The 24665-nt window shown below is 42.1% G+C and carries 24 protein-coding genes and 1 tRNA gene; 17 read left to right on the top strand and 8 right to left on the bottom strand.

The genetic code is table 11. The features are described 5' to 3' along the window. The first annotated feature begins 20 nt into the window (after positions 1-20). Both ACST13_RS06475 and ACST13_RS06470 read left to right on the top strand, forming a co-directional pair. The gene (locus ACST13_RS06475) at positions 21-467 is read left to right on the top strand and encodes a MarR family winged helix-turn-helix transcriptional regulator (protein ID WP_459463418.1); all 447 of its coding nucleotides are present in this window, start codon (positions 21-23) and stop codon (positions 465-467) included. 74 nt (positions 468-541) lie between these two features. Next, a complete protein-coding gene (locus ACST13_RS06470) occupies positions 542-1441 on the top strand; it encodes an OmpA family protein (RefSeq protein WP_459522398.1) in 900 nt (299 codons plus the stop codon). Between the two features lie 65 nt (positions 1442-1506). Here ACST13_RS06470 and ACST13_RS06465 read toward each other — a convergent pair whose 3' ends face one another. Both ACST13_RS06465 and ACST13_RS06460 read right to left on the bottom strand, forming a co-directional pair. After that, positions 1507-1821 carry a LytR/AlgR family response regulator transcription factor gene (locus ACST13_RS06465; protein WP_459522397.1) on the bottom strand — a complete coding sequence of 105 codons (315 nt, stop codon included), beginning with the start codon at positions 1819-1821 and terminating at the stop codon, positions 1507-1509. A 151-nt stretch (positions 1822-1972) separates the two neighbouring features. Then, positions 1973-2045 (bottom strand) — tRNA-Met (locus tag ACST13_RS06460). A 106-nt stretch (positions 2046-2151) separates the two neighbouring features. Between ACST13_RS06460 and era the strand changes: the two genes are divergently transcribed. Together era and der are read left to right on the top strand one after the other, a co-directional pair. After that, positions 2152-3054, top strand: a complete 903-nt coding sequence (era, locus tag ACST13_RS06455; RefSeq protein WP_459522396.1) for a GTPase Era — start codon at positions 2152-2154, stop codon at positions 3052-3054. Between the two features lie 11 nt (positions 3055-3065). Next, entirely contained in the window at positions 3066-4388 is a 1323-nt protein-coding gene (gene der / locus ACST13_RS06450) for a ribosome biogenesis GTPase Der (protein WP_459522395.1), read from the top strand. Here the strand turns inward: der and ACST13_RS06445 are convergent. After that, positions 4368-5405: a WD40/YVTN/BNR-like repeat-containing protein gene (locus tag ACST13_RS06445; RefSeq protein ID WP_459522394.1), complete on the bottom strand. Its 1038-nt coding sequence runs from the start codon at positions 5403-5405 to the stop codon at positions 4368-4370. The two genes, der and ACST13_RS06445, sit on opposite strands and share 21 nt — an antisense overlap. 107 nt (positions 5406-5512) lie before the next feature. Here ACST13_RS06445 and ACST13_RS06440 point away from each other — a divergent pair, with 107 nt between their 5' ends. Further along, positions 5513-7183 carry a glutamine--tRNA ligase/YqeY domain fusion protein gene (locus tag ACST13_RS06440; RefSeq protein WP_459522393.1) on the top strand — a complete coding sequence of 557 codons (1671 nt, stop codon included), beginning with the start codon at positions 5513-5515 and terminating at the stop codon, positions 7181-7183. Here the strand turns inward: ACST13_RS06440 and ftsY are convergent, their stop codons facing one another. The 3 genes from ftsY to rpmG all read right to left on the bottom strand — a co-directional run bounded on the left by ftsY (position 7184) and on the right by rpmG (position 8605). Beyond that, a complete protein-coding gene (ftsY, locus tag ACST13_RS06435; RefSeq protein ID WP_459522392.1) occupies positions 7184-8161 on the bottom strand; it encodes a signal recognition particle-docking protein FtsY in 978 nt (325 codons plus the stop codon). A gap of 100 nt (positions 8162-8261) precedes the next feature. After that, complete coding sequence (locus tag ACST13_RS06430; protein WP_459463434.1) at positions 8262-8414, bottom strand: DUF4295 domain-containing protein; 153 nt, start codon at positions 8412-8414, stop codon at positions 8262-8264. Positions 8415-8422: 8 nt separating this feature from the next. Continuing rightward, positions 8423-8605, bottom strand: coding sequence for a 50S ribosomal protein L33 (gene rpmG, locus ACST13_RS06425; RefSeq protein ID WP_459463436.1), 183 nt, complete (start codon positions 8603-8605; stop codon positions 8423-8425). Positions 8606-8739: 134 nt separating this feature from the next. Here rpmG and ACST13_RS06420 point away from each other — a divergent pair, with 134 nt between their 5' ends. The 7 genes from ACST13_RS06420 to lon all read left to right on the top strand — a co-directional run bounded on the left by ACST13_RS06420 (position 8740) and on the right by lon (position 17185). After that, positions 8740-9954: an NADH-quinone oxidoreductase subunit D gene (locus tag ACST13_RS06420; protein WP_459522391.1), complete on the top strand. Its 1215-nt coding sequence runs from the start codon at positions 8740-8742 to the stop codon at positions 9952-9954. Between the two features lies 1 nt (position 9955). Continuing rightward, positions 9956-10933 (top strand): polyprenyl synthetase family protein, encoded by a 978-nt coding sequence (locus ACST13_RS06415; protein WP_459522390.1) that lies wholly within the window; start codon positions 9956-9958, stop codon positions 10931-10933. A gap of 17 nt (positions 10934-10950) precedes the next feature. Next, entirely contained in the window at positions 10951-11565 is a 615-nt protein-coding gene (locus ACST13_RS06410) for a rhomboid family intramembrane serine protease (RefSeq protein ID WP_459522389.1), read from the top strand. Then, the gene (locus ACST13_RS06405) at positions 11562-12722 is read left to right on the top strand and encodes a 1-deoxy-D-xylulose-5-phosphate reductoisomerase (protein ID WP_459522388.1); all 1161 of its coding nucleotides are present in this window, start codon (positions 11562-11564) and stop codon (positions 12720-12722) included. Before ACST13_RS06410 ends, ACST13_RS06405 begins: the two co-directional genes overlap by 4 nt. A gap of 6 nt (positions 12723-12728) precedes the next feature. Next, complete coding sequence (gene rseP / locus ACST13_RS06400) at positions 12729-14120, top strand: RIP metalloprotease RseP (RefSeq protein WP_459522387.1); 1392 nt, start codon at positions 12729-12731, stop codon at positions 14118-14120. Positions 14121-14165: 45 nt separating this feature from the next. Beyond that, on the top strand, positions 14166-14609 hold the full coding sequence (locus ACST13_RS06395) for a DUF6702 family protein (protein ID WP_459522386.1): 444 nt from the start codon (positions 14166-14168) through the stop codon (positions 14607-14609). A gap of 80 nt (positions 14610-14689) precedes the next feature. Continuing rightward, positions 14690-17185 (top strand): endopeptidase La, encoded by a 2496-nt coding sequence (gene lon / locus ACST13_RS06390; RefSeq protein WP_459522385.1) that lies wholly within the window; start codon positions 14690-14692, stop codon positions 17183-17185. On the opposite strand, the gene ACST13_RS06385 is transcribed toward lon, so the two are convergent. Beyond that, entirely contained in the window at positions 17146-19047 is a 1902-nt protein-coding gene (locus tag ACST13_RS06385) for a RecQ family ATP-dependent DNA helicase (protein WP_459522384.1), read from the bottom strand. The two genes, lon and ACST13_RS06385, sit on opposite strands and share 40 nt — an antisense overlap. A gap of 120 nt (positions 19048-19167) precedes the next feature. Here ACST13_RS06385 and ACST13_RS06380 point away from each other — a divergent pair, with 120 nt between their 5' ends. From ACST13_RS06380 to ACST13_RS06360, 5 genes are all read left to right on the top strand, one after another. Further along, entirely contained in the window at positions 19168-20634 is a 1467-nt protein-coding gene (locus ACST13_RS06380) for a DUF4301 family protein (RefSeq protein WP_459522383.1), read from the top strand. Between the two features lie 183 nt (positions 20635-20817). Further along, positions 20818-22008: a mannonate dehydratase gene (gene uxuA, locus ACST13_RS06375; protein WP_459522382.1), complete on the top strand. Its 1191-nt coding sequence runs from the start codon at positions 20818-20820 to the stop codon at positions 22006-22008. A gap of 140 nt (positions 22009-22148) precedes the next feature. After that, positions 22149-22547: a 30S ribosomal protein S12 gene (rpsL, locus tag ACST13_RS06370; RefSeq protein WP_459463456.1), complete on the top strand. Its 399-nt coding sequence runs from the start codon at positions 22149-22151 to the stop codon at positions 22545-22547. 71 nt (positions 22548-22618) lie between these two features. Continuing rightward, a complete protein-coding gene (gene rpsG / locus ACST13_RS06365; RefSeq protein ID WP_459463458.1) occupies positions 22619-23086 on the top strand; it encodes a 30S ribosomal protein S7 in 468 nt (155 codons plus the stop codon). A gap of 145 nt (positions 23087-23231) precedes the next feature. Then, positions 23232-23639, top strand: a complete 408-nt coding sequence (locus tag ACST13_RS06360; RefSeq protein ID WP_459463460.1) for an RrF2 family transcriptional regulator — start codon at positions 23232-23234, stop codon at positions 23637-23639. Positions 23640-23649: 10 nt separating this feature from the next. Here the strand turns inward: ACST13_RS06360 and ACST13_RS06355 are convergent, their stop codons facing one another. Next, positions 23650-24375 carry an RluA family pseudouridine synthase gene (locus tag ACST13_RS06355; protein ID WP_459522381.1) on the bottom strand — a complete coding sequence of 242 codons (726 nt, stop codon included), beginning with the start codon at positions 24373-24375 and terminating at the stop codon, positions 23650-23652. Positions 24376-24665: the final 290 nt, after the last annotated feature.

The raw sequence follows: 24665 nt of genomic DNA, 5'->3' as shown, positions 1-24665 counted from the left end.
TGCCTACAAATAGGATTCACATGAAAGCAGAAGATACGATTGATTTCCATATTAAGACGGGATGGTATGCCATCAGTCGCATGTATAACACCTATGCAGCGCAGTTTGATATGACCATGGCCATTGGCTATGTGTTGTTGCATATAGATAAAAATGGAACTCCGGCTACGAAAATCGCTCCAGCCTTGGGATTAGAAGCGCGTTCTTTGACCCGAATGCTGAAGACCCTAGAGGACAAGAAGTGGATCGAGCGTTCGGCTAATTATGAAGACAAGCGGGTGGTTAAGATTTTTTTAACCGAGATAGGAAAGAAGAAGCGTGATCAGGCTAAAAAAGGTGTAATTGCCTTCAATAAGTTGATTTATGATCGAGTAGAGCCAGAAAAAATGAAGACTTTTTTCGAAGTTATGGCCTCTGTAAATCAAGTAATGGAAGTCGATGCGGGAGAAATATTAAAAACTATCTAGAAAAAAACGTATTTCGGGATACAAGTATTAAAGTAGATCCTTATTTTTGTCAGATAAATAAAAACATAAGCGTTATGAAAAAATTAATTTTGGTATTCGCGTTAATGCCTTTCTTATTCACTTCCTGTGTAGGAAAGAAGAAATTAGCGGATTTGGAATCACAATTAACTCAATTACAAGCATCTAGTAGCTCAGCTTTGTCTAAATCAAAAGCAGACTTATCGGATTGTCAATCTTTAACAGCTAGCCTTCAAGGTGAATTAAAGAAGAGAGATTCGGATTTAGAAGCAAAAAATGGCCAATTGAAAACTTTACAAGAGCAATTGGATTACTTCAAAAAGACAAATACTAACTTATTAGATCGTTTATCTGATCTTTCTGTTATCAATAAATCAGGTGCTGAAAGTATCCGTAAGTCATTAGATGCCTTAAATGAGCAAGGAAAATACATTAAGGATTTGAACTCGTCTATTCAACGTAAAGACTCAATGAATTTATCTTTAGTGATGAACTTAAAGCGTTCTTTAGCGGATGTGAATGATGAAGATGTAACGGTAGAAGTGAAGAAAGGGGTGGTTTATATCTCTATCTCTGATAACTTAATGTTTGCTTCAGGTAGCTCAGTGGTAAATGCGAAAGCAATAGCAGTTTTAGCGAAGGTGGCGAAAGTATTGAATGACCACAAAGAGCTAGACGTATTAGTAGAAGGACACACAGATTCTCAGCCTATTTCTACGGATTGTATTCAAGATAACTGGGATTTATCGGCTAAGCGTGCTACTTCAGTGGTTCGAGTATTGCAAACGAAATTCGATGTGGATCCAGAGCGCTTAACGGCAGGAGGACGCGGAGAATATGAGCCAGCAACAGCGAATAAAACAGCTAAAGGTCGCAAGGAGAATCGCCGTACGGAGATTATTGTAACGCCTAAATTAGATCAATTCTTCAGCTTAATGTCTCCTCAAGGGAACTAAGCTTTAGTAAATAAATGAAAAGGGCCTCGATGAAAATCGAGGCCCTTTTTTTATGTTATTATGTTTTAGCTTAATTGCCCCCTGACGAGATCTAGTTTTCTGCGAGATACGGGAAGCGATTGATTTAAAATTGTTTTGACCGTCTTGGTATCGATTAAGTCATGCCCTATCACATTTAGCTTGTTGACTAAATAAGACTTGTGAATGCGAAGGAAAGTGCCTAATCGCAGTTGAGATTCAAATTTCTTAAGTGTCTTAGCCATCAGAATGGTTTGGCCATTCTTTAAAAAGATCGTGGTATAATTACCTTTTCCTTCAATGCTGACAATGTCCTCCACTGGGCATTGATCTATTCCGGGAATTTTCAAGGTTTTTCTCATTCTTTGGTCAGATTACAAACAAACCTAAGCTATTTGAGAAGATATTTAGTAAAAAGAATTATTAAGCGGTCTTGTATTTATTTAGCGGTCAAGTCTTGGGATGATTTTGGGGCATAAAAAAAGAGGTCTTTTGCAAGACCTCTTTTCAATGTAGCGGGGGCCAGACTCGAACTGACGACCTTTGGGTTATGAGCCCAACGAGCTACCAACTGCTCCACCCCGCGATATAATTGGGAGTGCAAAGATGCACGTTTCTTTCAGAAAAAACAAGTATCTTTATAGATATTATTCTTGTCTTTCCCAGTTAAGGCAGCTTTTATTTACATTTCTATGACCCCGGAACACAAGGCAGGCTTTATCAGTATTATTGGGAAACCCAATGTAGGAAAGAGCACGCTGATGAATGCATTAGTGGGGGAAAGGCTTTCGATTGTGAGCTCGAAGGCGCAAACTACGCGTCACCGAATTTTGGGGATGCTGAACGGAGAACATAAGGGTACTGAATACCAGATCGTTTACTCAGATACGCCTGGGGTTTTATTACCTAAGTACGAATTGCATAAATCCATGATGTCTTTCGTTAAAAGCTCCATAGAGGATGCGGATGTCGTGTTGTATGTGACGGATGTATTTGATGAATTTGAAGATTTGGACTTTTTGACCAATTGGAAAGATTTCACAGAAACACCTATTCTTGTTTTATTAAACAAGATCGATTTAGTGACCATAGAGAAATTAGAGGAGAAAGTCGCGTATTGGCAGGGGATTTTCCCCGGTCGTCCGATTATTCCTATATCGGCTTTAGAATCGGTTCATTTGGACCAAATCTTTAGTCACCTCATGGAACATTTGCCAGTTCATCCGCCCTTTTTTGATAAGGACGAACTGACGGATAAACCAGAAAAATTCTTTGCCTCTGAGATTGTTAGAGAGAAGATTTTCTTGAATTACAAGAAGGAGATTCCTTATTCTTGTGAGGTAGTGGTTACATCCTTTAAGGAAGAGCCGACTATTTTACGTATTGCTACAGAAATTTATGTGGAACGGGTGTCGCAACGTGCGATCATCATAGGACATAAAGGAGAAAATATCAAGAAAGTGGGTATCCAGGCGAGGGAGGATTTAGAGAAGTTTTTTGGTAAAAAAGTATTTTTAGAGCAGTTTGTCAAAGTGGAGCCGGATTGGCGTGCGAAGACCGACAAGCTGCGTTCATTCGGGTATTCACTCGATTAATTTAACATAGAATGTCAAATATTATTGCAATTGTGGGGCGTCCCAATGTAGGGAAATCTACTTTGTTCAATCGCTTGATCGAACAAAAGAAAGCTATCATGGACAATGTGTCCGGGGTGACGCGCGACCGCCATTATGGTTACGGTCAATGGATAGGACGTTTCTTTACCGTGATTGACACGGGAGGATACGTGCATGGTTCAGACGATAAATTTGAAGGAGCAATTCGGGAACAAGTTGAACTAGCCATTGAAGAAGCGGCTGTTTTATTATTCGTAGTAGATTGCTCTACCGGTTTAACGGATTTAGATAAGGATTTTGCGAACGTTTTACGTCGCTCGAGTAAGCCCGTGATTTTGATCGCGAACAAGGCCGATACTTACGAGAAGGGGTATGCTGCCGCAGAATTCTATGAATTAGGCTTAGGCGATCCATTTGCGATCGCAGCCGAAAGTGGTAGTGGCACGGGTGAAATGCTTGATATGATGGTTTCTCATTTTAAAGAGGAAGGAATTGAAAATCCAGAATTAGGTATTCCTCGCGTAGCGATTTTAGGTCGCCCTAACGTAGGAAAATCATCTTTCTTGAATGCGATTTTAGGTAAGGATCGCTCCATCGTGACAGATGAGGCGGGAACGACTAGAGATGCGATTCACAATCACTATACGCTGTATGGGAAGGATTTCATTATTACAGATACGGCAGGTATTCGCCGAAAAGCGCGAGTAGACGATAACATCGAGTATTACTCGGTTTTGCGTTCGATGAAGGCTTTAGAGGAATGCGATGTGGCTATTATCCTTATTGATGCAACTACGATCGATCCATTGACCGGTTTAGAGGCGCAGGATATGAACATTATCAGCATGGCGGATAAAGCTAAAAAAGGAATCGTTTTAATGATTAATAAGTGGGATTTAGTGGCGAAAGACACGAATACCGCGGTTCAATTAGAGAAATCGATTAAAGAGCGTATAGCTCCTTTGAATTACATGCCGGTCATCTTTACATCGGTGATGGAGAAGAAGCGTATCTTCCAAGCTTTGGAATTAATGTTAACTGTGTATGGTAACCGTTCACAAAAGATTTCTACGTCGAAATTAAACGATGTGATGCTGGAAGTGATTGCGAGTTATCCGCCACCCGCCTGGAAAGGAAAATACATTAAGATTAAATATTGTACGCAGGTTTCGACACCGTATCCGACCTTCATATTCTTCTGCAATTTACCGCAGTATATCAAGGAAAGTTACGAGCGATATTTGGAAAATCAGATGCGAAAAGCCTTTGATTTATCAGGTACACCTATTTCTTTATTCTTTAGAAAGAAATAATTGGGATATTTGGGAGAGGCTGATGAATCCGATTTGGCCTCTTCCACCTACACCATAGATGCGATCCCCTACGAGACACAGATTATGGTAAGAGCTTTTTCCTAAGCTAATCCATTGCTTCTTTTTATGGTCAAAAGCCGAGCTTTCTGCCGGCCCAGACAGAATCCAATACGGATCTGCCCATAAAATTTTCTCCACATAATAGGCGGGTGCTCCAGCTACAGGCGACCACGATAGACCAGCGTCCCTGCTCTCTAACACCGGAACTGGCCCCTCTTTAATGCGTGAATAATTACCACCGCCGATCCATAAATTCTTCGCATCGCGAACGCCTAAACTAAAAAACCCGGTTCCTTCGCCCCCTGGAATTTCAGCGTAAATACTTTTCCAATTTAGCGCATCTTCACTTAAAAGTACCCTCGCTTTTTCCCCTCCTCCGGTGACGATATAATAACCCTGCTTTGTTTTCTGTAAACTTGATCCACTGGCTGCAAAAGCGGCTTCCCCTTTTTGTAAAACTGGGTGGCTTGAAGGGTTCAATAAATCATAAGCGCGGCCTTTATCAGTTATGCGGACAAGTCCATAAAAAGGCCCCGCTGGATCCGATAAAACTAATCCCTGTTTGCCGTCCCAAAGAATCGCATCAAAGAAATAGCCCTTCTCCTTGATTTGATAGGCTAATTCCCAGCTCATTCCGCTATTCTCGGTTCGAAATATTTTAGCTGCTCCATTCTCAGCTGGACCAGCGCTCATGAGCAAAACGGTTTTATCGTCTAGTATCGCTAGATCTCTGAAATCCAAGGAATCAGCTCCAGGAACTTGCGAAACTGTAAAATGTTCGCCTCCATCGCTCGAATGAATCACGGTGCCCCGCGTTCCTGCTATCCAGATGTGTGAATCCAGGGATCGGATTGCTCGAAAAGAGGCTTTTGTTTCCAGTGTTATGGGAGTCCATTGCGCTAAGTTTTGGGAAACTCCACAAAAAAGTAGTGCGAATAATAAGGTGTTTTTTCTCATATCGATATAGTGCTGCAAATTACGGATTTTGGCAAATAATGATTATTTTTGAACCTTATAGCTTAAAATTTATTCGTCGACACGAAAAGGAACACGAAAATTAATACATGGAAGAATTAAAACCCAAATCCCTTAATTTCTTAGAAGAAATCGTTCAGGATGGTATCGCGTCTGGGAAATACCCACAAGGTATTTTGACTCGTTTTCCACCTGAGCCGAATGGCTACTTGCACATTGGTCACGCGAAGAGTATTTGCTTGAACTTTGGATTAGCTCAGCGTTTCGGAGGGGGGACTAATTTGCGTTTTGATGATACAAATCCAGTGACGGAGGAAACCGAGTATGTGGAGTCGATTAAGAAAGATGTTTCTTGGTTAGGCTTTACTTGGGCTAATGAATTATATACCTCAGATTATTTTGAGGATTTATACTTATTCGCTGAAAAATTAATCTCGCTTTCTTTTGCCTACGTAGATGATTCCTCGGCAGCAGAAATCGCGGCTCAAAAAGGAACACCTACCACTTCTGGCACGCATAGTCCTTTTAGAAACCGTAGTGTGGAGGAAAATTTGACCTTATTTCGGGAGATGCGCGCGGGTAAATATGCGGATGGAGAAAAAGTCTTACGTGCGAAAATAGACATGGCTCATGCGAATATGCACATGCGTGATCCCTTGATGTACCGTATTCGCCATGTAAAACACCACCGTTCAGGAGATAAATGGTGCATCTATCCGATGTATGATTTTGCACATGGCCAAAGTGATTCCATCGAAGAAATTACCCATTCCATCTGTACCTTGGAATTCGACGTTCACCGTCCATTATACGATTGGTTCTTAGATAAATTAGGGATTTTTCCCTCTCATCAATATGAATTTGCGCGTTTGAACTTGTCCCATACGGTGATGAGCAAGCGTAAATTATTGCAATTAGTGAACGAGAAAGTAGTCAACGGCTGGGATGATCCCCGCATGCCTACGATTTGTGGTTTACGCAGACGTGGTTTTACACCTGCCTCCATTCGCAATTTCTGCGAGCGTATCGGGGTGGCGAAACGCGATAATTTGATTGATTTAAGCTTACTAGAATTCTGTATTCGGGAAGACTTGAATAAATCTGCCGATCGCGTAATGGCGGTGTTGGATCCCATTAAATTAGTGATCACGAATTATCCAGCAGATAAAACGGAGGATTTACTCATTGAAAATAATCCAGAGGCAGAGCAAATAACGAAGCGCTCCGTGCCATTCTCAAATGAATTATACATCGAGCGTGATGACTTCATGATCGATCCACCTAAGAAATTCTTCCGCTTAGGCGTAGGATTGCAGGTGCGTTTGAAAGGAGCTTATATCGTCACGTGTACGGATTTTAAAGCGGATGCGGCAGGTAATGTGACTGAAGTTCATGCAGAATACATTCTAGAAAGTAAGTCAGGACAAGATACGAGTGGCGTTTCTGTGAAGGGAACGATTCATTGGGTGTCTGTGGCTCACGCGGTAGAAGCAGAGGTTCGCAACTTTGATCGCTTATTGATCGTAGAAGATGCCTCTGAACTGGGGGATGATTATTTGAAATTCATTAATCCAGAATCACTTCAAATTATTCCAAAAGTGTATGTGGAACCAGGATTGAAAGCGGCGAAAGAGGGACAAGCACTGCAATTTATTCGCAAAGGATACTACAGCTTGGATGCAGATTCGACGTCAGAAAAGTTGGTGTTTAATCGCACAGTGACTTTGAAAGACACCTGGGCTAAAGAAAAAGGCAAATAATTATTTTTTCGCGAAAAGCGAATCCACGAAAGTGGTCTTGTTGAATACTTGGAGATCGGAGATTTTTTCTCCCACTCCAATGTATTTGACAGGGATCTTGAACTGATCCGAAATACCAATCACCACCCCACCTTTTGCCGTACCATCTAGCTTCGTAATCGCCAATGAAGTAATCTCGGTTACTTTAGTGAACTCTTGCGCTTGTATGAAGGCGTTTTGGCCTGTAGAACCGTCTAAAACCAGCATCACCTCATGTGGTGCCTCTGGAATAAATTTCTGAATCACGCGCTTAATTTTACCCAGCTCGGTCATCAAGTTTACTTTAGTATGTAATCGTCCTGCCGTATCGATGATGACGATATCTGCATTCATTTCAACTGCTTGCTTAACGGCATCAAAAGCGACTGCTGCTGGATCCGTATTCATGCCATGGTCGATCACCGGAACTCCTACGCGCTCACCCCACAATTTCAATTGATCTACTGCTGCCGCACGGAATGTGTCGGCTGCACCTAATACGACCTTTAAGCCATTTTGATGAAATTGGGACGCTAATTTACCGATGGTAGTCGTCTTTCCCACTCCATTCACGCCCACGACCAGGATGACATAGGGTTTTTGTGTAGGCTCAGTGAAAGCATTTTCAAGAGAAGAGGATTGATTTTCCTCTAATAAAGCGGCAACTTCTTCTCTTAATACCTTGTCTAATTCTTCTGTAGAAACGTATTTATCACGCTCCACGCGTCGCTCGATACGCTCAATAATCTTCAAAGTAGTGGCTACTCCTACGTCTGAGGTTAATAAAATTTCCTCTAATTCATCGAGTATACCTTCATCTACTTTCGATTTTCCGACAACAGCACGTCCGATTTTAGAAAATAAACCGGTGGAGGTCTTCTCTAAACCTTGCTCCAAAGCTTGAATTTCTTCTTGCTTTTGCGGTTCTGGCTTCTTTTTTAAAAAATCGAATAATCCCATAGTATAGGTTATAAAACGATACGAAGGTAAACAAAATAAAAAAAGTCCCTTCAAGAAGGGACTCTATTTTTTTTAAGATAGGTAAACGGGTATTGAAAAATTAGTTTCTCAATGCAGCGTTAACGTCATCTTGAAGGATGATTTCTTCTTTGAAGGTATAAGCTCCTGTAGTAGGATTCTTAACCGCCTTAATAATCTTAGCGTACTTAACGCCGCCTTCTTTTTTCAGAGTTGCAACTACTTTCTTAGCCATGGTTCAACCTATTTAATTTCTTTGTGTAAAGTAACTTTTTTCAAAAAAGAGTTATATTTTCTTAACTCAATACGTGCTGTCGTATTCTTACGATTTTTTGTCGTGATGTAGCGAGACATGCCTGGAAGACCAGTTTCTTTGTGCTCAGTGCATTCTAAGATTACTTGAATGCGATTTCCTTTCTTTGCCATAATAGATAAATCATTTATCCGCCTCTGCTCGAAACGGAATGCAAAGGTAGGATAATTTATTTTTTCCCCAAAGCCTTTGCTAAAAATAGATGTAAAAATTTATTTTTCCCCGTTAGATTTCTCATTTTTGTTTAATGAATTCCATCCAGTATCAATTTCTTCCCGAAAACTTTCAGAATTCCGACCCGAATAAATTTCGCGTCGAGGATTTGAAATCGGAGGAAATGATCATTTCCCTGGGACCCCAGCACCCATCAACGCACGGCGTAATTCGTTTAGAAGTTATTTCTGACGGAGAGTGGATCAAAGAAGTGGTTCCTCATTTAGGGTATTTACACCGTTGCTTCGAGAAACATGCGGAAGCGCTGCCTTTCAATCAAATCATCCCGTATGTGGATCGATTGGATTATATGGCGGCTATGAATTCGGAGCATGCCTATGTGATGGCGGTGGAAAAGATGCTGGATTTAACAGGGAAGCTTCCTAAACGCATTGAATACATTCGCGTACTTGTGGCGGAATTAAATCGGATCGCGTCTCACTTTGTGGCGATCGGAACGTATGGCTTGGACATAGGTGCTTATACTCCCTTTTTATGGCTAATGCGGGACCGAGAAGACATTCAGCGACTGCTGGAGTGGTTATCAGGTGCCCGAATGCTCTATAATTATGTGTGGGTTGGGGGGCTGTTCTATGATTTGCCTGTGGGATTTGAAGAGAAAATACAGGAATTGATTCCTGTTTTAAAGAATACCATTAAAGAAGTAAAACAATTAGTAGAGGATAATAGTATATTTATTAAGCGGACAGCAGGTGTGGGTGTTTTGCCCCTGAACGCGGCGATTAATTATGGATGTACGGGTCCGGTATTGCGCGGTTCTGGTTTACCTTTTGACCTTCGAAGAATCGATGGCTATTCGGTTTATCCGGAATTAGAATTTGATATTCCAGTGGGAGTAGGTGCGATGGGTACGGTAGGAGATTGTTGGGATCGAAATCACGTACGTCTGCGCGAATGCGAGGAATCGATTAGGATAATTGAACAATGTTTAGTGGCCTTGCTAGGGGATGAGAAAAGGACGAGAGATTTTGATCCTCAGGCTTTGGTTCCTAAAAAAATTCGTCCTAAAGCGATGGATGCCTATGTGAGGGCCGAAAATCCGAAAGGAGAACTCGGTTTCTATATTCGTACGGACGGTCGCTCAGATATCCCACAACGATTGAAAGTACGCGCTTGCTCTTTCCACCACTTGTCTGTCCTTCCTTATTTAGCGAAGGGGACATATTTAGCAGATTTAGTAGCCATTATTGGATCCTTAGATTTAGTGATGGGTGAAGTAGATAGATAAAATGAACAAAGAATTTTTAGCAGCCCTCGAAGAGGAAATTAGTCGTTTAGATATAGGCCAAAGCCCTAGCGAGCTCTATGACCCCATCCATTATTTAATGAGTTTAGGCGGCAAACGAATTCGTCCAGTCCTTTGTTTATTGACTTATTCCTTGTTCAAATCTGACTGGGAAAAGCAAGTTCCTGCAGCTTTATCGGTAGAAATTTTCCATAATTTCACTTTGATGCACGACGACATAATGGACAAAGCTCCCATCCGTCGCGGTAAACAAACAGTGCACGAAAAATGGAATGACAACATCGCCATTTTATCCGGCGATGTGATGCTTGTGAATGCCTACCAATACCTAAATAAGGTTCAAGGCTTAAGTCTGGAGGCTTTTCAACATTTGTTGGGTCGCCTTTCACGTATCGCAGCAGAAGTGTGTGAAGGTCAGCAATTTGATATGAACTTCGAAAGTCGGGATGATGTGCAAGTCGAAGAATATATCGAAATGATTCGTTTGAAAACGTCGGTTTTGATCGGATTCTCGATGGAAATGGGCGGTTTACTGGCTTCGGCGCCTTCATCGGTTTCTGATTCCCTTTACCGAATTGGAGAAACCATCGGTCTAGGTTTTCAATTAAAAGACGATTTACTGGACGTCTATGGTGACCCGGAGAAGTTTGGGAAGCAGCCAGGCGGAGATATTTTAGCGAATAAAAAAACCTATTTACTGATTAAAGCATTTGAAAAAGCGACGGGTTCTTTGTTAGCCGATTTAACGCGTTGGGTTTCCGCCAACGAGTACGACGCTGCAGAAAAAGTGAAAGCAGTGACCGCGATCTATGATTCGCTCGGTTTAAAGGCGGAAACAGAAGCTGTGATTAGCACTTATTTCGATGCCGCTTTTGCGGAAATTCAATCTTTAGCCATTTCGGCAGATCAAAAATCAGCCTTGGTAAAATTCATGAGCGGGTTGGTTGATCGAGAAGTTTAACGTAGTTTTGTTTACCTATGGTCTCGATTTTACTTATTGCTGTGACGATTATCATTTCTCTAGCCGCTTGGCAGAAGCCAGACTGGATGGGGAAAATGCTCATGAACCCGTATCGGATTCAACACAGAAACGAATATTGGCGTTTTATTAGTTCTGGATTTATCCACGCTGATTTTATGCACCTGTTTTTTAATCTGTTTTCCTTCTTCTTTTTTGGGGTACAATTAGAGCAGATATTCAATCAATTATTTCCAAGTATTGCGTCCGAATTATTCATCGTTTTTTATCTGCTAGCGATTTTAGTGGCGGATTTGCCTACCTATTTCAAACAGAAAAATAACCCCAATTATAATTCCTTAGGAGCCTCAGGGGCAGTTTCTGCCGTGATTTTTGCGGGAATATTGTTTTTTCCCACGGAGAAAATATACTTATTCGGATTCTTCGGAATTCCAGGATTTATCTATGCGGGTTTGTTTACGTGGTATTCGGTGGAAATGGATAAGCGTAGTCGTGATTTCGTGAATCACAGCGCCCATTTATATGGCGCTTTATTTGGCCTTGCAGCGATGACGCTTTTGTATCCTCAAGTGTGGATCAGTTTTGTGGAACAAATAACGGCCATGCTTCGATGAAAAGAATTGCGATTTTAGGAAGTACGGGTTCCATCGGGACGCAGGCGCTAGAGGTAATTGCGGAGTATCCATCCGAGTTTTTGGTGGAGGTATTAACTGCCCAAAACCAAGCTGATTTACTAATTTCCCAAGCTTTAGCCTGGAAACCGGCACACGTGGTAATCGGGAATGAGGCGAAATATGCAGAAGTAAAATCGGCTTTAGCGGGAACTGGGATTCATGTTCATTCTGGCGCAAAGGCGCTAGAAGATGTCGTGACATTGGATTCCGTGGACATCGTCTTAACGGCTTTAGTAGGTTACGCAGGCTTATTGCCTACCGTGAAAGCGATTAAAGCAGGCAAGCCAATTGCCTTAGCGAACAAGGAAACCCTGGTGGTGGCGGGAGCGCTGATAATGCCTTTAGCGAGAGAGATGGGCGTACCTATTTTGCCGGTTGATTCAGAACATTCGGCGATTTTTCAATGTCTGATGGGCGAAGCCCATAATCCCATTGAGAAAGTAATATTAACCGCTTCAGGTGGCCCATTTAGGGGTTTTAACCGAGATCAATTAGCGCAAGTAACACGTGCTCAGGCTTTGAAACATCCGAATTGGACGATGGGAGCGAAGATTACAATCGATTCGGCTAGTTTGATGAATAAAGGATTAGAAGTAATCGAAGCGGCTTGGTTATTTAACGTGAATGCGTCTGAAATTGAGGTGGTCGTTCATCCGCAATCGATTGTACACTCTTTGGTGCAATTCGAGGATGGTTCCATCAAGGCGCAATTGGGTTTGCCAAATATGAAATTACCCATTCAGTTTGCTTTAGGGTACCCGAATCGAATGAAGGCGAATTTTCCGCGCTTTGATTTTAAAAACTATGCTTCTTTAACTTTTGAGCAGGCAGATACCAAGACATTCCGTAATTTAGGGCTTGCATTTCAGGCTTTAGAGCAGGGAGGAAATACGGCTTGTTTGTTGAATGCAGCTAACGAAATAGCAGTTGCTGCCTTTTTAGAGGACAAAATCGGATTTTTAGCCATGTCCGACTTGAACGAATATTGTATGAGTCAGGGAACTTTTGTGGCGAATCCGGCATTAGAGGATTATATTGAAAGTGATCGAATGAGTAGAATAATAGCCCAGGAATGGGTCAACAAAAATAGAAAATAGCGAATTATGGAAGGTTTAGTGATGGCAGGACAATTGATTTTAGGATTGTCGATTTTAGTAACATTGCATGAATTTGGTCATTATATTACGGCCAAATGGTTCAAAATGCGCGTCGAGAAGTTCTACCTTTTCTTCGACTTTTTATTTCCAATACCGACTGTATTGAATTTTGCTTTGTTCAAAAAGAAAATAGGGGATACCGAATACGGTTTAGGCTGGTTTCCACTCGGAGGCTATGTTTCCATCGCCGGTATGATCGATGAAACCCAAGATGCGGCGACCTTAGCTAAAGACCCAGAGCCCTGGGAATTCCGCGCTAAACCCGCTTGGCAGCGTCTAATCGTTATGCTAGGTGGCGTGATCGTGAACGTCATCACAGGAGTTGTGATTTTTGTATGCCTAACTTATTCGAATGGGAATAACTTTATTTCTAAAGAAGAATTAAACAAGAACGGCATCGTCGCGATGGAAATAGGCCAGCAAATCGGTTTAAAAACAGGCGATAAGATTATCCGTGTAAACGGCGCAGATTACAAACAATTGTCTGATTTGCGCGCTTCAGATGTACTCTTAGGCGATAATTCGTCCTATACAGTTCAGCGTGGCGACCAAACCGTCGAAATCAAAATTCCATCGAATTTCATTGAAAAATTAAGCGATAAAAAAGCGGCTTTCATCGAACCGATGGCATCCTTTAAAATTGCGGAAGTAGCTGCGCCAGAGGAGCCAGGTTTCTTCGATCAATTTTCGGCTGCTAAACCAGCGGAGCTTTTACCGGCTTATGCGGCAGGATTGAAAAAGGGGGATGTAATCACTTCGGTGAATGCGAGTCCAGTTCATTTTTACCACGAAGTGAAAGAATTATTAACGAAAGAAGCTGGAAAGCAGATTCGCTTAGGAATTTTGCGTGGAGGCGTTGCTGATACGCTGAGCATGCAGGTCGCTTCATCTGGTCAAATAGGATTTGTGCCTGAAATGCTGATTGAAGTAACTCACGAAGATTATTCTATTGCGCAAGCAGCGAGTATCGGAACGGGTCGTGCTTTTTCGGTGATCTCCGATAATATCAAAGGATTTAAGAAAATCGCCTCAGGCGATGTTTCCGCTTCTAAGGCATTGAGTGGACCGATCGGAATTGCCCAAATGTTCGGTGGTGTATGGGATTGGAGTCGTTTTTGGATGTTAACGGGATTGTTATCTATGGCTTTGGCCTTCATGAATATCTTACCCATTCCTGCCTTAGACGGGGGACACGCCATCTTCTTGATTTATGAGATGATTACGGGGAAACCTGCCTCTGATAAAGTACTAGAAATGGCACAGCAAGCGGGAATGTTAATCTTGTTAGCCTTGATGGCCTATACGTTTGGAAACGATATTTTTAAAGCCTTCTTCTAATTGAAACTGCTTGTTCTGTTTTTCGGGCTTCTTTTTCCGGGATCAATGGAGGTTCATCCTTTTCATAATTCGGTGACTGAGATGACCTATAATGCCAAGGATCAGGTTTGGGAAATAAGTTTTCGACTTTTTCAAGACGATTTAGAACAAACGATGAGTGCGGTTTCAGGTAAAAAATTTACGATGATTCCGGGGGATAATGCCTCAGAGCGCGCATTAGAAATTTACCTTAGAAAGCATTTCCGATTTCACGCGGGCAAGCAAATTTCGACACCCTATCGGTGGGTAGGAACGGAGCTGCAGCAAGATGTGGTTTGGGTGTATGTAGAAATTCCCACCTCCTCGGATTTAGCCGGATCTTATCTAGAAAACTCCCTTTTTTTAGACGAATTTGATGACCAAACGAACATCGTTCAATGGTCTTTTTCAGGCCAAAAAAAATCCTATCTTTTCCGAAAAAGTCAGGGCATTCAACAATTATTAAGATAATCATACTGCCATCTTGTCTTTTGGCATAAAATTTGATTAATATCGTTCGCTCATGTAGGAGCAGAATTTAAATATGTGGTATGAATAATCCAAATGACCTTTTTAAGCATTTGCAACTTTCAGATATGTCTGATTTTGAAAATATAGAATTGATTCCCATCGGTTCTGAAGGCATGGACAATGATGACAAAATGGGCGTTTTGTCAGACCAATTGCCTATCCTTCCGATTCGGAATATTGTTTTGTTTCCAGGGATGGTAATTCCGATTACCGTATCCCGTCAAAAATCGGTTCGTCTGGTTAAGAAAGCGTATAAAGGCGATCGTACAATCGGTGTATTAGTGCAAGCGAATAATTCGAAAGAGGAGCCTACTCCGGACGATTTATATAAAATCGGTACCGTAGCTCACATCGTCAAGATGTTTGTTTTACCAGGCGGAAATACAACGATCATCGTACAGGGGCGCAAGCGTTTCGAAGTAAGTGAATACATTAAGACCGAGCCTAATCTTTTGGCGCGTGTTTCTTATATCGAAGACACCTTCCCTAAAAAATTAAATAAAGAAAATAGAGCACTCGTTTCAACTTTGAAAGAGTGCGCATTGAAGATATTAAATCTAAATCCAGAGATTCCTCGCGAGGCTCAAATCGCCTTAGATAATATCGAAACCTCTGCCTTTTTAGTGCATTTTCTTTCGTCTAATATCAATGCGGAATTGAAGGAAAAGCAAGCCTTATTAGAGACCTTGGATGGGATCGAACAGGCCACTCATTTGCTCGAACATATGTTGAAAGAAATTCAGCATCTAGAGTTGAAACGTGAAATTCAGAGCAAGGCTTCGAGCGATATCGATCAGCAACAACGCGACTATTACATTCGCCAGCAGATTAAAGTATTGCAGGAGGAGTTAGGCGTGGAGAGTCCAGAGCAAGAATTGGATGGATTGCGTGCGAAAGGGGCTAAGAAGAAGTGGTCGAAAGAGGTAAATGATTTCTTCCAAAAAGAACTAACTAAACTTCAGCGCACGAATTCTATGTCAGGAGAATATCCGATGTTAATGAATTACGTAGAATTGATTGCGGATTTACCTTGGGGAGAATATACGAAGGATAATTTTGATCTTTTGAAGGCGAAGAAGGTGTTAGACGCGGATCATTTTGGCCTAGAAAAAGTAAAAGAAAGAATCATCGAATACCTAGCTGTATTGAAGATGAAGGGTGATATGAAGGCGCCTATCTTATGTCTTTATGGCCCTCCAGGGGTAGGAAAGACGTCATTAGGGCGTTCGATTGCGAAGGCTTTGGGACGTAAATATGTCCGTATGGCCTTAGGGGGTCTGCGGGATGAGGCGGAAATCAGAGGTCATCGCAAAACCTATGTGGGAGCGATGCCAGGAAAGGTGATTCAAAGCATTAAAAAAGCAGGCTCATCTAATCCCGTGTTTATTTTAGATGAGATTGATAAAGTGGGATCAGATCACCGCGGAGATCCATCTTCTGCTTTGTTAGAGGTATTAGACCCCGAACAAAACAGCGGCTTCATGGATAATTACCTGGAGTGTGATTATGATTTATCTCGCGTGATGTTCATCGCAACGGCAAATAATTTAGATACGGTTCATCCAGCTTTGCGCGATCGTATGGAGATTATCGAAGTGAGCGGATACACGATGGAGGAGAAGGTCCAAATCGCCAAAAAACATTTATTGCCTAAGCAAAAAAAGGAACACGGTCTCGAAAAGGCAGAATTCTCGATGAACGATGGAGCAATTCAGAAGGTGATCGAAGGATACACGCGCGAGTCTGGCGTTCGTAAATTAGAACAAGAGATAGGTCGCGTGGTGCGTAAAATCACCAAATCGATCGCGATGGATCAGGAGTATTCGCATAAAATTTCAGCTACCGACGTGGTGAAGCTGCTAGGTCAGGAGCATTTCGATAAAGATACGTATGAGAATAACGAATATGCGGGTGTAGTGACTGGTTTAGCCTGGACTCCGGTAGGAGGGGATATTTTGTTTATTGAAACATTATTGAGTCGAGGAAAGGGAGTTTTGACCCTTTCGGGTCAATTGGGGGATGTAATGAAAGAATCGGCCATGGCTGCTTTGAGCTTTTTGAAAGCACATTCGGAGGAGTTTGGGATTGACTACCGCATTTTCGATCAATATAATTTGCACATACACGTCCCAGCGGGAGCCGTGCCTAAAGATGGTCCATCTGCGGGTATCACCATGTTGACAGCTATTGCTTCTGCTTTAACGCAACGCAAAGTAAAGTCGAAATTAGCGATGACCGGGGAGATTACCTTGCGCGGCAAAGTATTGCCTGTGGGAGGAATCAAGGAAAAGATTTTAGCTGCAAAAAGAGCTGGCATAAAAGAGATCATCATGTGTTCGAAGAACCGCAAAGATGTGGAGGAAATTGAGGCAAATTACATCTCCGATTTGAGCTTCCATTATGTGGAGGATGCGAAGGAAGTGCTAGCCTTAGCCTTATTAAAAGAGCAGGTGAAGAATCCCGTCAAGTTTGTTTTTCAGGCAGAGCCTACTGCTAGTTCATCGGCAGCCGTATAATGAATCTCCCCCATCTCTAAACAATATTGGATGATGCGCAGGGCTTCTTGCGAAGCTATGGGGCGGAGGCATTCTACTAGATTTTGAACAGGCAATGGGCCGTTCTTCAAATAAGTCAGAATCAATTTGCATTCTGATTCAAGGCCTTCGGGGATATTTTTCCCGGAGGCTTCTTTTTTGCTTTGCAAACAGTTATCGCAAACGCCACAAGCCTTTTTTAACGATTCCCCGAAATACGAAGTTATCAATAAGGTCCTACAGGCGTTCGGATGTTTCACATAGTGAATCATCGCATCGATCTTTTTCTTAGACCTTTCCTTCTTTTTCAAATACTCAGACCAGATGATCGGCAAGTTTTCAATATTCGCTCTAGGCGTCAAAAAAATCAGCTTAGGGAGACCATTTTGTTTATCATATTCGATTAGCTCAAATTTTTCTAATAGGGCTAAATTACGCTCGACTTCTGCGGGAGGAATCTTAATTTGGTGGGCAAAATCGGCCTCCGATATGCTCACAAATTGAGTATATAGGTTTCCACCATAGATTCTAAGGAGCCCTTTCAAAAAGGATTCGAATTTTTCATTTCGAATTTGGAAATCGTATAATTCGGTGGAGCTGACGATAAAGCGGATTTTCGATGGGTTTTGGAAAGCGTCGTTCAATAAAATCAAGCCCTCATTCTCCAGCATTTTTAAGGCAAAATAGGTCTGAGAACTGGGTAGATTAAAGCGCTTGCATAGGTCTACCCAATCGAAATCATAGCTTTGTAATTCCCCGCTCCCCTCGGCTACCTGCAAATAATTGGAAACGGCCTGGTAGGTCCGTTTGATTATTTCAGACGTAGGAAAGGATTTTTCCCATTGGGCTTCTAGGTCCAGTATATCTTTTTCTTCATAGAGAATCGCCGCATAAGCTTTTTTCTCATCGCGACCCGCTCGACCGGCTTCTTGGTAATACGCTTCGATCGTGTCAGGTAGATCCATATGTACGACTAAACGCACATCGGGTTTATCGATTCCCATGCCAAAAGCATTCGTCGCTACCATGCAATCAATCTTCCCTTCTATCCAGTCTTTTTGACGTGCGCTTCTGACCTCGCCCGGAAGACCGGCGTGGTAAAATGTGCTGGATAATCCAGCTTTGGACAGCATATCAGCAATTTCCTGAGTTTTTCTTCGATTACGGACATAGACAATAGAGGAACCAGGGACGCGCATAAGCATCGAACATAATTTCTTTTCTTTATCGGCCTCGTAGAGAACGGAATAGGAGAGGTTAGGGCGGCTAAAACTTTTTTGGAAGACAGCAGCTTGTTTAAATTGCAGCTTCTCCATGATATCTATTTTAACCTCCTCATTGGCGGAGGCAGTCAGCGCGATACAGGGGACGTTCGGAATTCTTTCGCGGAATGAGGCTATCTCCAGATAAGGCGGGCGAAAATCATATCCCCATTGAGAAATACAATGGGCTTCGTCGATGACTAAAAGGCTAATGTTCATTTGCTTTGCACGCTCGATGAACAGATTTGTTTTTAATCGTTCGGGCGAAACATAGAGGAATTTCGTGTTGCCATAAATGCAATTATCCAGCAAAATATCGATTTGGCGTTTGCGCAAACCGGAAAAAATAGCCGTAGCGGGAATGCCGCGGCGATTTAGCTGATCTACTTGATCTTGCATTAAGGCAATAAGCGGTGTAATGACAAGACAAATTCCCGGCAAGGCTAGCGCAGGCACTTGAAAACAGATGGATTTTCCACCACCGGTAGGTAATAAGGCAAGCGTGTCTTGTCCCTGTAAGACAGACTGAATAATTTCCTCTTGCAGGGGTCTAAAGGCCGTATGCCCCCAGTATTTTTGCAATATGTCCTTAATTTCCGCCATCATCTAAACAAATCTACCAAAAAAGAACGAACTCCTCGAACAGATTTTTAGGAATTCCTGAGAAGAAATTCTTATTTTTAGACCCAAAAGAAGGCAGATATGTTATCAGAGAAGGATTTAGATCAATTATCGAAGCGCGGAATAAGCACCGCAGAAATTAACCAGCAACTTGATTTTTTTAAATCCGGTTTTCCTTGGATGATTTTGGAGAAATCTGCCTCAATAGGTAATGGAATTTTTCAGTTTACGGAGGAGCAGCAGCTAAACGAGTTTGTGGACCGTTTTGATCAGCAAAAATCAACATTGTCCATTGTAAAGATGGTTCCTGCCTCTGGGGCGGCAACGCGCATGTTTAAATCCTTGTTCGAATTTTTGTCGACCGGTGTGGAAAATAAGGAATGCACGAAGTTTTTCGACGAGCTGGATCATTTTGCTTTTTGGCCAGAATTAAAGTCTCTCCTAGTCGACAAGGACGACTCCGCAGATATTCTTCAGAAATTACTAGGTAAAGAGGGGATGGATTATGGCCAAAAACCTAAAGGCCTTCTTGCCTTCCATTCCTATCCGGATGGAGCTCGAACTCCCTTGGAGGAGCATATCGTGGAGGCCGCAGCGTATGCTTCGAATGGCCAAAAAGCCCGTTTGCATTTTACCGTTTCCCCCGAACACCGGAGTGGTTTCGAGCAATTAGTTGCCCGCATTTCGCCTATTTGGTCAAATAAAACAGGAATAAGCTTCGAGATTTCCTTTTCAGAACAAAAGCCCGCGACGGATACGATTGCAGTCAATCCTGATAATACCGTATTTCGCGAGGCGGATGGTTCACTTCTTTTCAGACCTGCGGGCCACGGCGCCTTGTTAGAGAACCTAAATGACCTGAAGGCGGATGTGATCTTTATTAAAAATATTGATAATGTCGTCCCTGATGCACTAAAACAACCCACTATTGAATACAAGAAAGCATTGGGTGGATTGTTGTTGTGGATTATAGAAGGAATAGAACATCTAGACAAGCAATTGCAAGAAAATCCAACCGAGGAGACCATCAACGAGGCGTTAACAGAAATGGCTACTTATTTGGGTTTTATGCCTTCGGCGGATTTTGCTGCCTTGCCGCAATCCGAAAAAATCGCAAACATACGTGCCATTTTAGCTCGCCCTACCCGCGTTTGTGGGGTGGTTAAAAATACGGGGGAGCCAGGCGGCGGGCCTTTTTGGTGCCAGGACGAAAAGGGAAATTTTACCTTACAGCTAGTGGAATCAGCGCAGATTAATAGGAAGGAGGAGGGCCAAAAAGCCAAATTCCACCAAGCCTCCCACTTTAATCCAGTCGATCTAGTTTGTGCCACGCGTGGTTTGAACTTATTGAATTATCGGGATATGAATACCGGGTTTATTACAGACAAGACGAAGGATGGAAAAGAATTAAAGGCGATGGAGCTGCCCGGACTTTGGAACGGAGCCATGTCTGACTGGAATACGCTTTTCGTAGAAGTACCCTTAGAAACATTTAATCCAGTTAAAACGGTGACCGATTTAGTGCGGCCTGCGCACCAAAACAGATAGGATTTTTTTTGTTTGTAAAAAACTCCTTATTTTTGTCGCCCCTGAGAAAGAGATTTTAAAGGAAGTATATAAATGCTTGATTACAAAAACCTTGCCCGGTATCCAGGCAAGGTTTTTTATTTACCTTTATACTAGGTAAAAAAGCAGGTATCAAGCCTTTTATCAGGTAGTAATCAAATTAATATGGCCTTAGAACAAACATGGCGGTGGTTTGGTCCAAACGACCCCGTTAAATTATCCGATGTTCGCCAAGCTGGCGCAACAGGAATTGTGAATGCATTGCATCAAATCCCGAATGGACAAGTTTGGCAATTAAGCGATATTCTGGAACGAAAAGAGATTATTGAAGCAGCAGGTCTAACCTGGTCGGTGATCGAGAGTATTCCCGTTCATGAGGATATCAAGACTCGTTCTGGTAATTACAAGCACTATATTGAGAACTACAAGACGTCTATTCGAAATGTAGGAGCAGCTGGCTTAGACCTAGTTTGCTATAATTTTATGCCCATTTTAGACTGGACTCGGACCGATTTAGATTTTCGTTTCCCGGATGGAAGTACGGGCTTGCGTTTTGATGCAGCTGAATTTTGTGCCTTCGAATTGTTTCTATTGAAACGCCCAGGCGCAGAAGTGCATTATACCGGCGAGCAAATTGCAAGAGCTAAAAAATGGTTCGATGGATCTTCGCAGGTACAACAGGATAAACTAATACGCAATATTATCGCCGGACTTCCTGGATCCGAAGAAAGCTTTACGTTGAAATCTTTTCAAGAGGCGTTGGATACCTATGCGGAAGTGGGGGAGAAGGAATTACGGGCTAATTTATATGATTTCATTCGTGAGATAACGCCTGCCGCAGAGGAAGCGGGAGTCAACTTGTCGATTCATCCAGATGATCCACCGTATCCAATTTTGGGATTACCTCGCGTAGTCAGTACAGAAAGTGATGCGCTACAATTATTGAATGCCTACGAAAGTAATGCGAATGGACTTTGCTTCTGTACAGGAAGTTATGGGGTTCGAGCGGATAACGATTTAGTGGGCATGGTGGAGCGTTTAGGCCACCGCTTTAATTTCATCCACTTGCGTGCAACGCGCAGCGATCAATACGGAAATTTCCATGAAGCCGATCATTTAGATGGCGATGTGGATATGTTTAGCGTAATGAAAGGACTAGTGAATGAGCAAAATAAGCGAATCGCATCAGGACGTCAAGATTTCCGTTTACCCTTCCGTCCAGATCATGGACATCGGATGTTAGATGATTTGCAAGAAGGCAAAAAAACGAATCCAGGATATACGGCTATCGGCCGTTTGCGTGGATTAGCCGAACTCAGAGGCTTGGAAATGGGGATTCGGGGGTTTTTAAAATAATTTTCATTCCCCCTTTTTATTTCTACTTCTTATTGTTAACTTTGCACCCCCATTGGTGTGGGAGAACTCTGCCTAATTGAGTTTTCTGCGCTTTACGGGGATTAAAAGAATTTTAAATTTTAAACGGTAATTATTCCAAAATGCCAACTATTCAGCAATTAGTGCGCAAGGGACGTGAGCAAATGACTTGGAAATCTAAGTCACCAGCTTTGGATTCTTGTCCACAAAGAAGAGGAGTTTGTACTCGTGTGTACACGACTACTCCTAAAAAACCAAACTCAGCGATGCGTAAAGTAGCGCGTGTACGTTTGACAAATCAAAAAGAAGTGAATGCCTACATTCCAGGTGAAGGTCACAACTTACAAGAGCACTCGATCGTTTTGATCCGTGGTGGTCGTGTAAAAGACTTACCAGGTGTACGTTATCACATCATTCGTGGAGCTTTAGATACAGCCGGTGTTTCTGGTCGTTTACAGTCTCGCTCGAAGTACGGTGCTAAGCGTCCTAAACCAGGTCAAGCAGCAGCAGCGAAAAAGTAATTATTATTAACAGAAAGATCCAGTATGCTCGTTATGGCAGAAGTTTGGGTCGAATTTAAAAAACTAACAACATGAGAAAGGCGAAACCAAAAAAACGCTACGTATTACCTGATCCTAAATTTAAGGATGTATTAGTAACTAAGTTTGTAAACAACTTAATGTACGATGGAAAGAAATCTACTGCATTTACCATCTTTTATGATGCGTTAGATAAAGTAGAGGAGCGTACAAAAGAAAACGGTTTAGAAACTTGGAAAAAAGCATTAAATAATGTGATGCCATCCGTGGAGGTTAAGAGCCGTCGCGTAGGTGGAGCAAACTTCCAAGTACCAACAGAAGTACGAGCTGAACGTAAAGTTTCATTGGGAATGAAGTGGTTAATCGGTTACTCACGTAAGCGTGGTGACAAAACAATGATGGATCGCCTAGCGAATGAAATCATTGCAGCATCGAAAGGTGAGGGAGCAGCAGTGAAGAAGAAAGATGATACACACAGAATGGCAGAAGCGAACAAAGCGTTCTCTCACTTCCGTTTCTAGTTTAGTAGAATTATATGAAGAGGCTAGCCGCAAGGTTAGCCTCTTTTTTTTGCCCAAAAACTTGTGCCGGGATTAGTACTTAATCGAGCGGGCTAATGGAGTATTCCTGAAATTTGTTTAGCTTTGATCAACAATCAACAAAATTATGATTTCTAAGAAAGCAAAATATGCTTTAAAGGCGCTAAAAGTATTAGCTCAGTCCTACGAGAAGGGACCCTTATTGATTTCGCACATTGCTGAATCGGAGAGAATACCTAAGAAATTCTTAGAGGCGATCTTATTAGAGCTTCGTAATCATGGAATTTTGCAGTCCCAAAAAGGGAAAGGCGGCGGTTATTACCTACGCATCCCTCCTGCAGAAGTAACTTTTGCCAAAATCATTCGCATTGTAGACGGTCCCATCGCACCTGCCTTATGTGTATCCTTACACTTCTACGGAAAATGCGATGACTGTGCTGATGAAGAAACTTGTCAGCTAAGAACAGTACTAACAAAATGGCGAGATGCTAACTTATCTGTTTTAGAAAATACGACTTTAGAGGAGCTTATGTAAGCTCCTTTTTTTATTCGTATAGGTGATCCAAGTTTTTCATCTTGAATTCATCGTTATCTAATTCTAAAAACTCTTCCCAAAATGGATTTTCTGGAACGGACGCCTTGCAAATAATAGGCGTTTGTTTAATCGGGTGGATGAAATACAGGCGGCGCGCGTGCAAATTAATGCTTGCGTCGATGTTCGGTTTATCAAAACCATATTTAATATCTCCGCGAATCGGGCAATTTAAGGAAGCTAATTGTACGCGAATTTGGTGTGGTCTACCAGTGATCGGTTCAACCTCCACTAAATAATGTAAGTTGATTTTGCCCAAAATCTTATAATTCAATTCCGCCTTCTGCGCTTTATCTTCTGGGTAATCATACGCCGTCGTCATATTCTTCGCCTCATTCTTTAAAAGCCAATGCGTTAATTTACCCTTCTCTGGATAGGGCTTCTTGCGAGTGACCGCCCAATACGTTTTCTGAATATCCCGCTTCCGGAACATCTCCATCATTCGCTCCAGCGCTTTCGACGTACGAGCAAAAATAACTAATCCACTAACCGGACGATCTAAGCGATGAACGGGATGCAAGAACACAGCACCTGGTTTTTGGTATTTTTCCTTGATATACTCTTTTAAAACATCTGTCAGCGTAACATCGCCAGTGCTATCACCCTGTACGAGAATTCCTGCGCGTTTATTCACGATCAGGAGGTGATTGTCTTCGTATACGATGTGATAGTCTTTCATGTTCTTTTAATTATTTAGGCCAAAATCTCTCCGCCCATTTCTCGCACAAAGGTAGGATTATTTCGCGATATGCTTATTGTGTTCAATTATTTTAAAAATTCCTTTCTTGATTTTCAGTCGATTACGAAAAATAGTATAAAAAGATTAGGTCATGATTTGTTAATAAAGAATTAATCCTACATCTTTGCACTCCCAATCGCTAGGAACAGAAGGTTTCTAGGGCAAGACTGAGAGTAAATCGAGTGATTAGATTCACACCAGAGCGGGTTGCTTTGGACGGTTTATTGGAG

This window comes from Aquirufa sp. A-Brett2-W8, from assembly GCF_054558755.1.
This window is presented reverse-complemented; position numbering and strand designations above follow the sequence as displayed.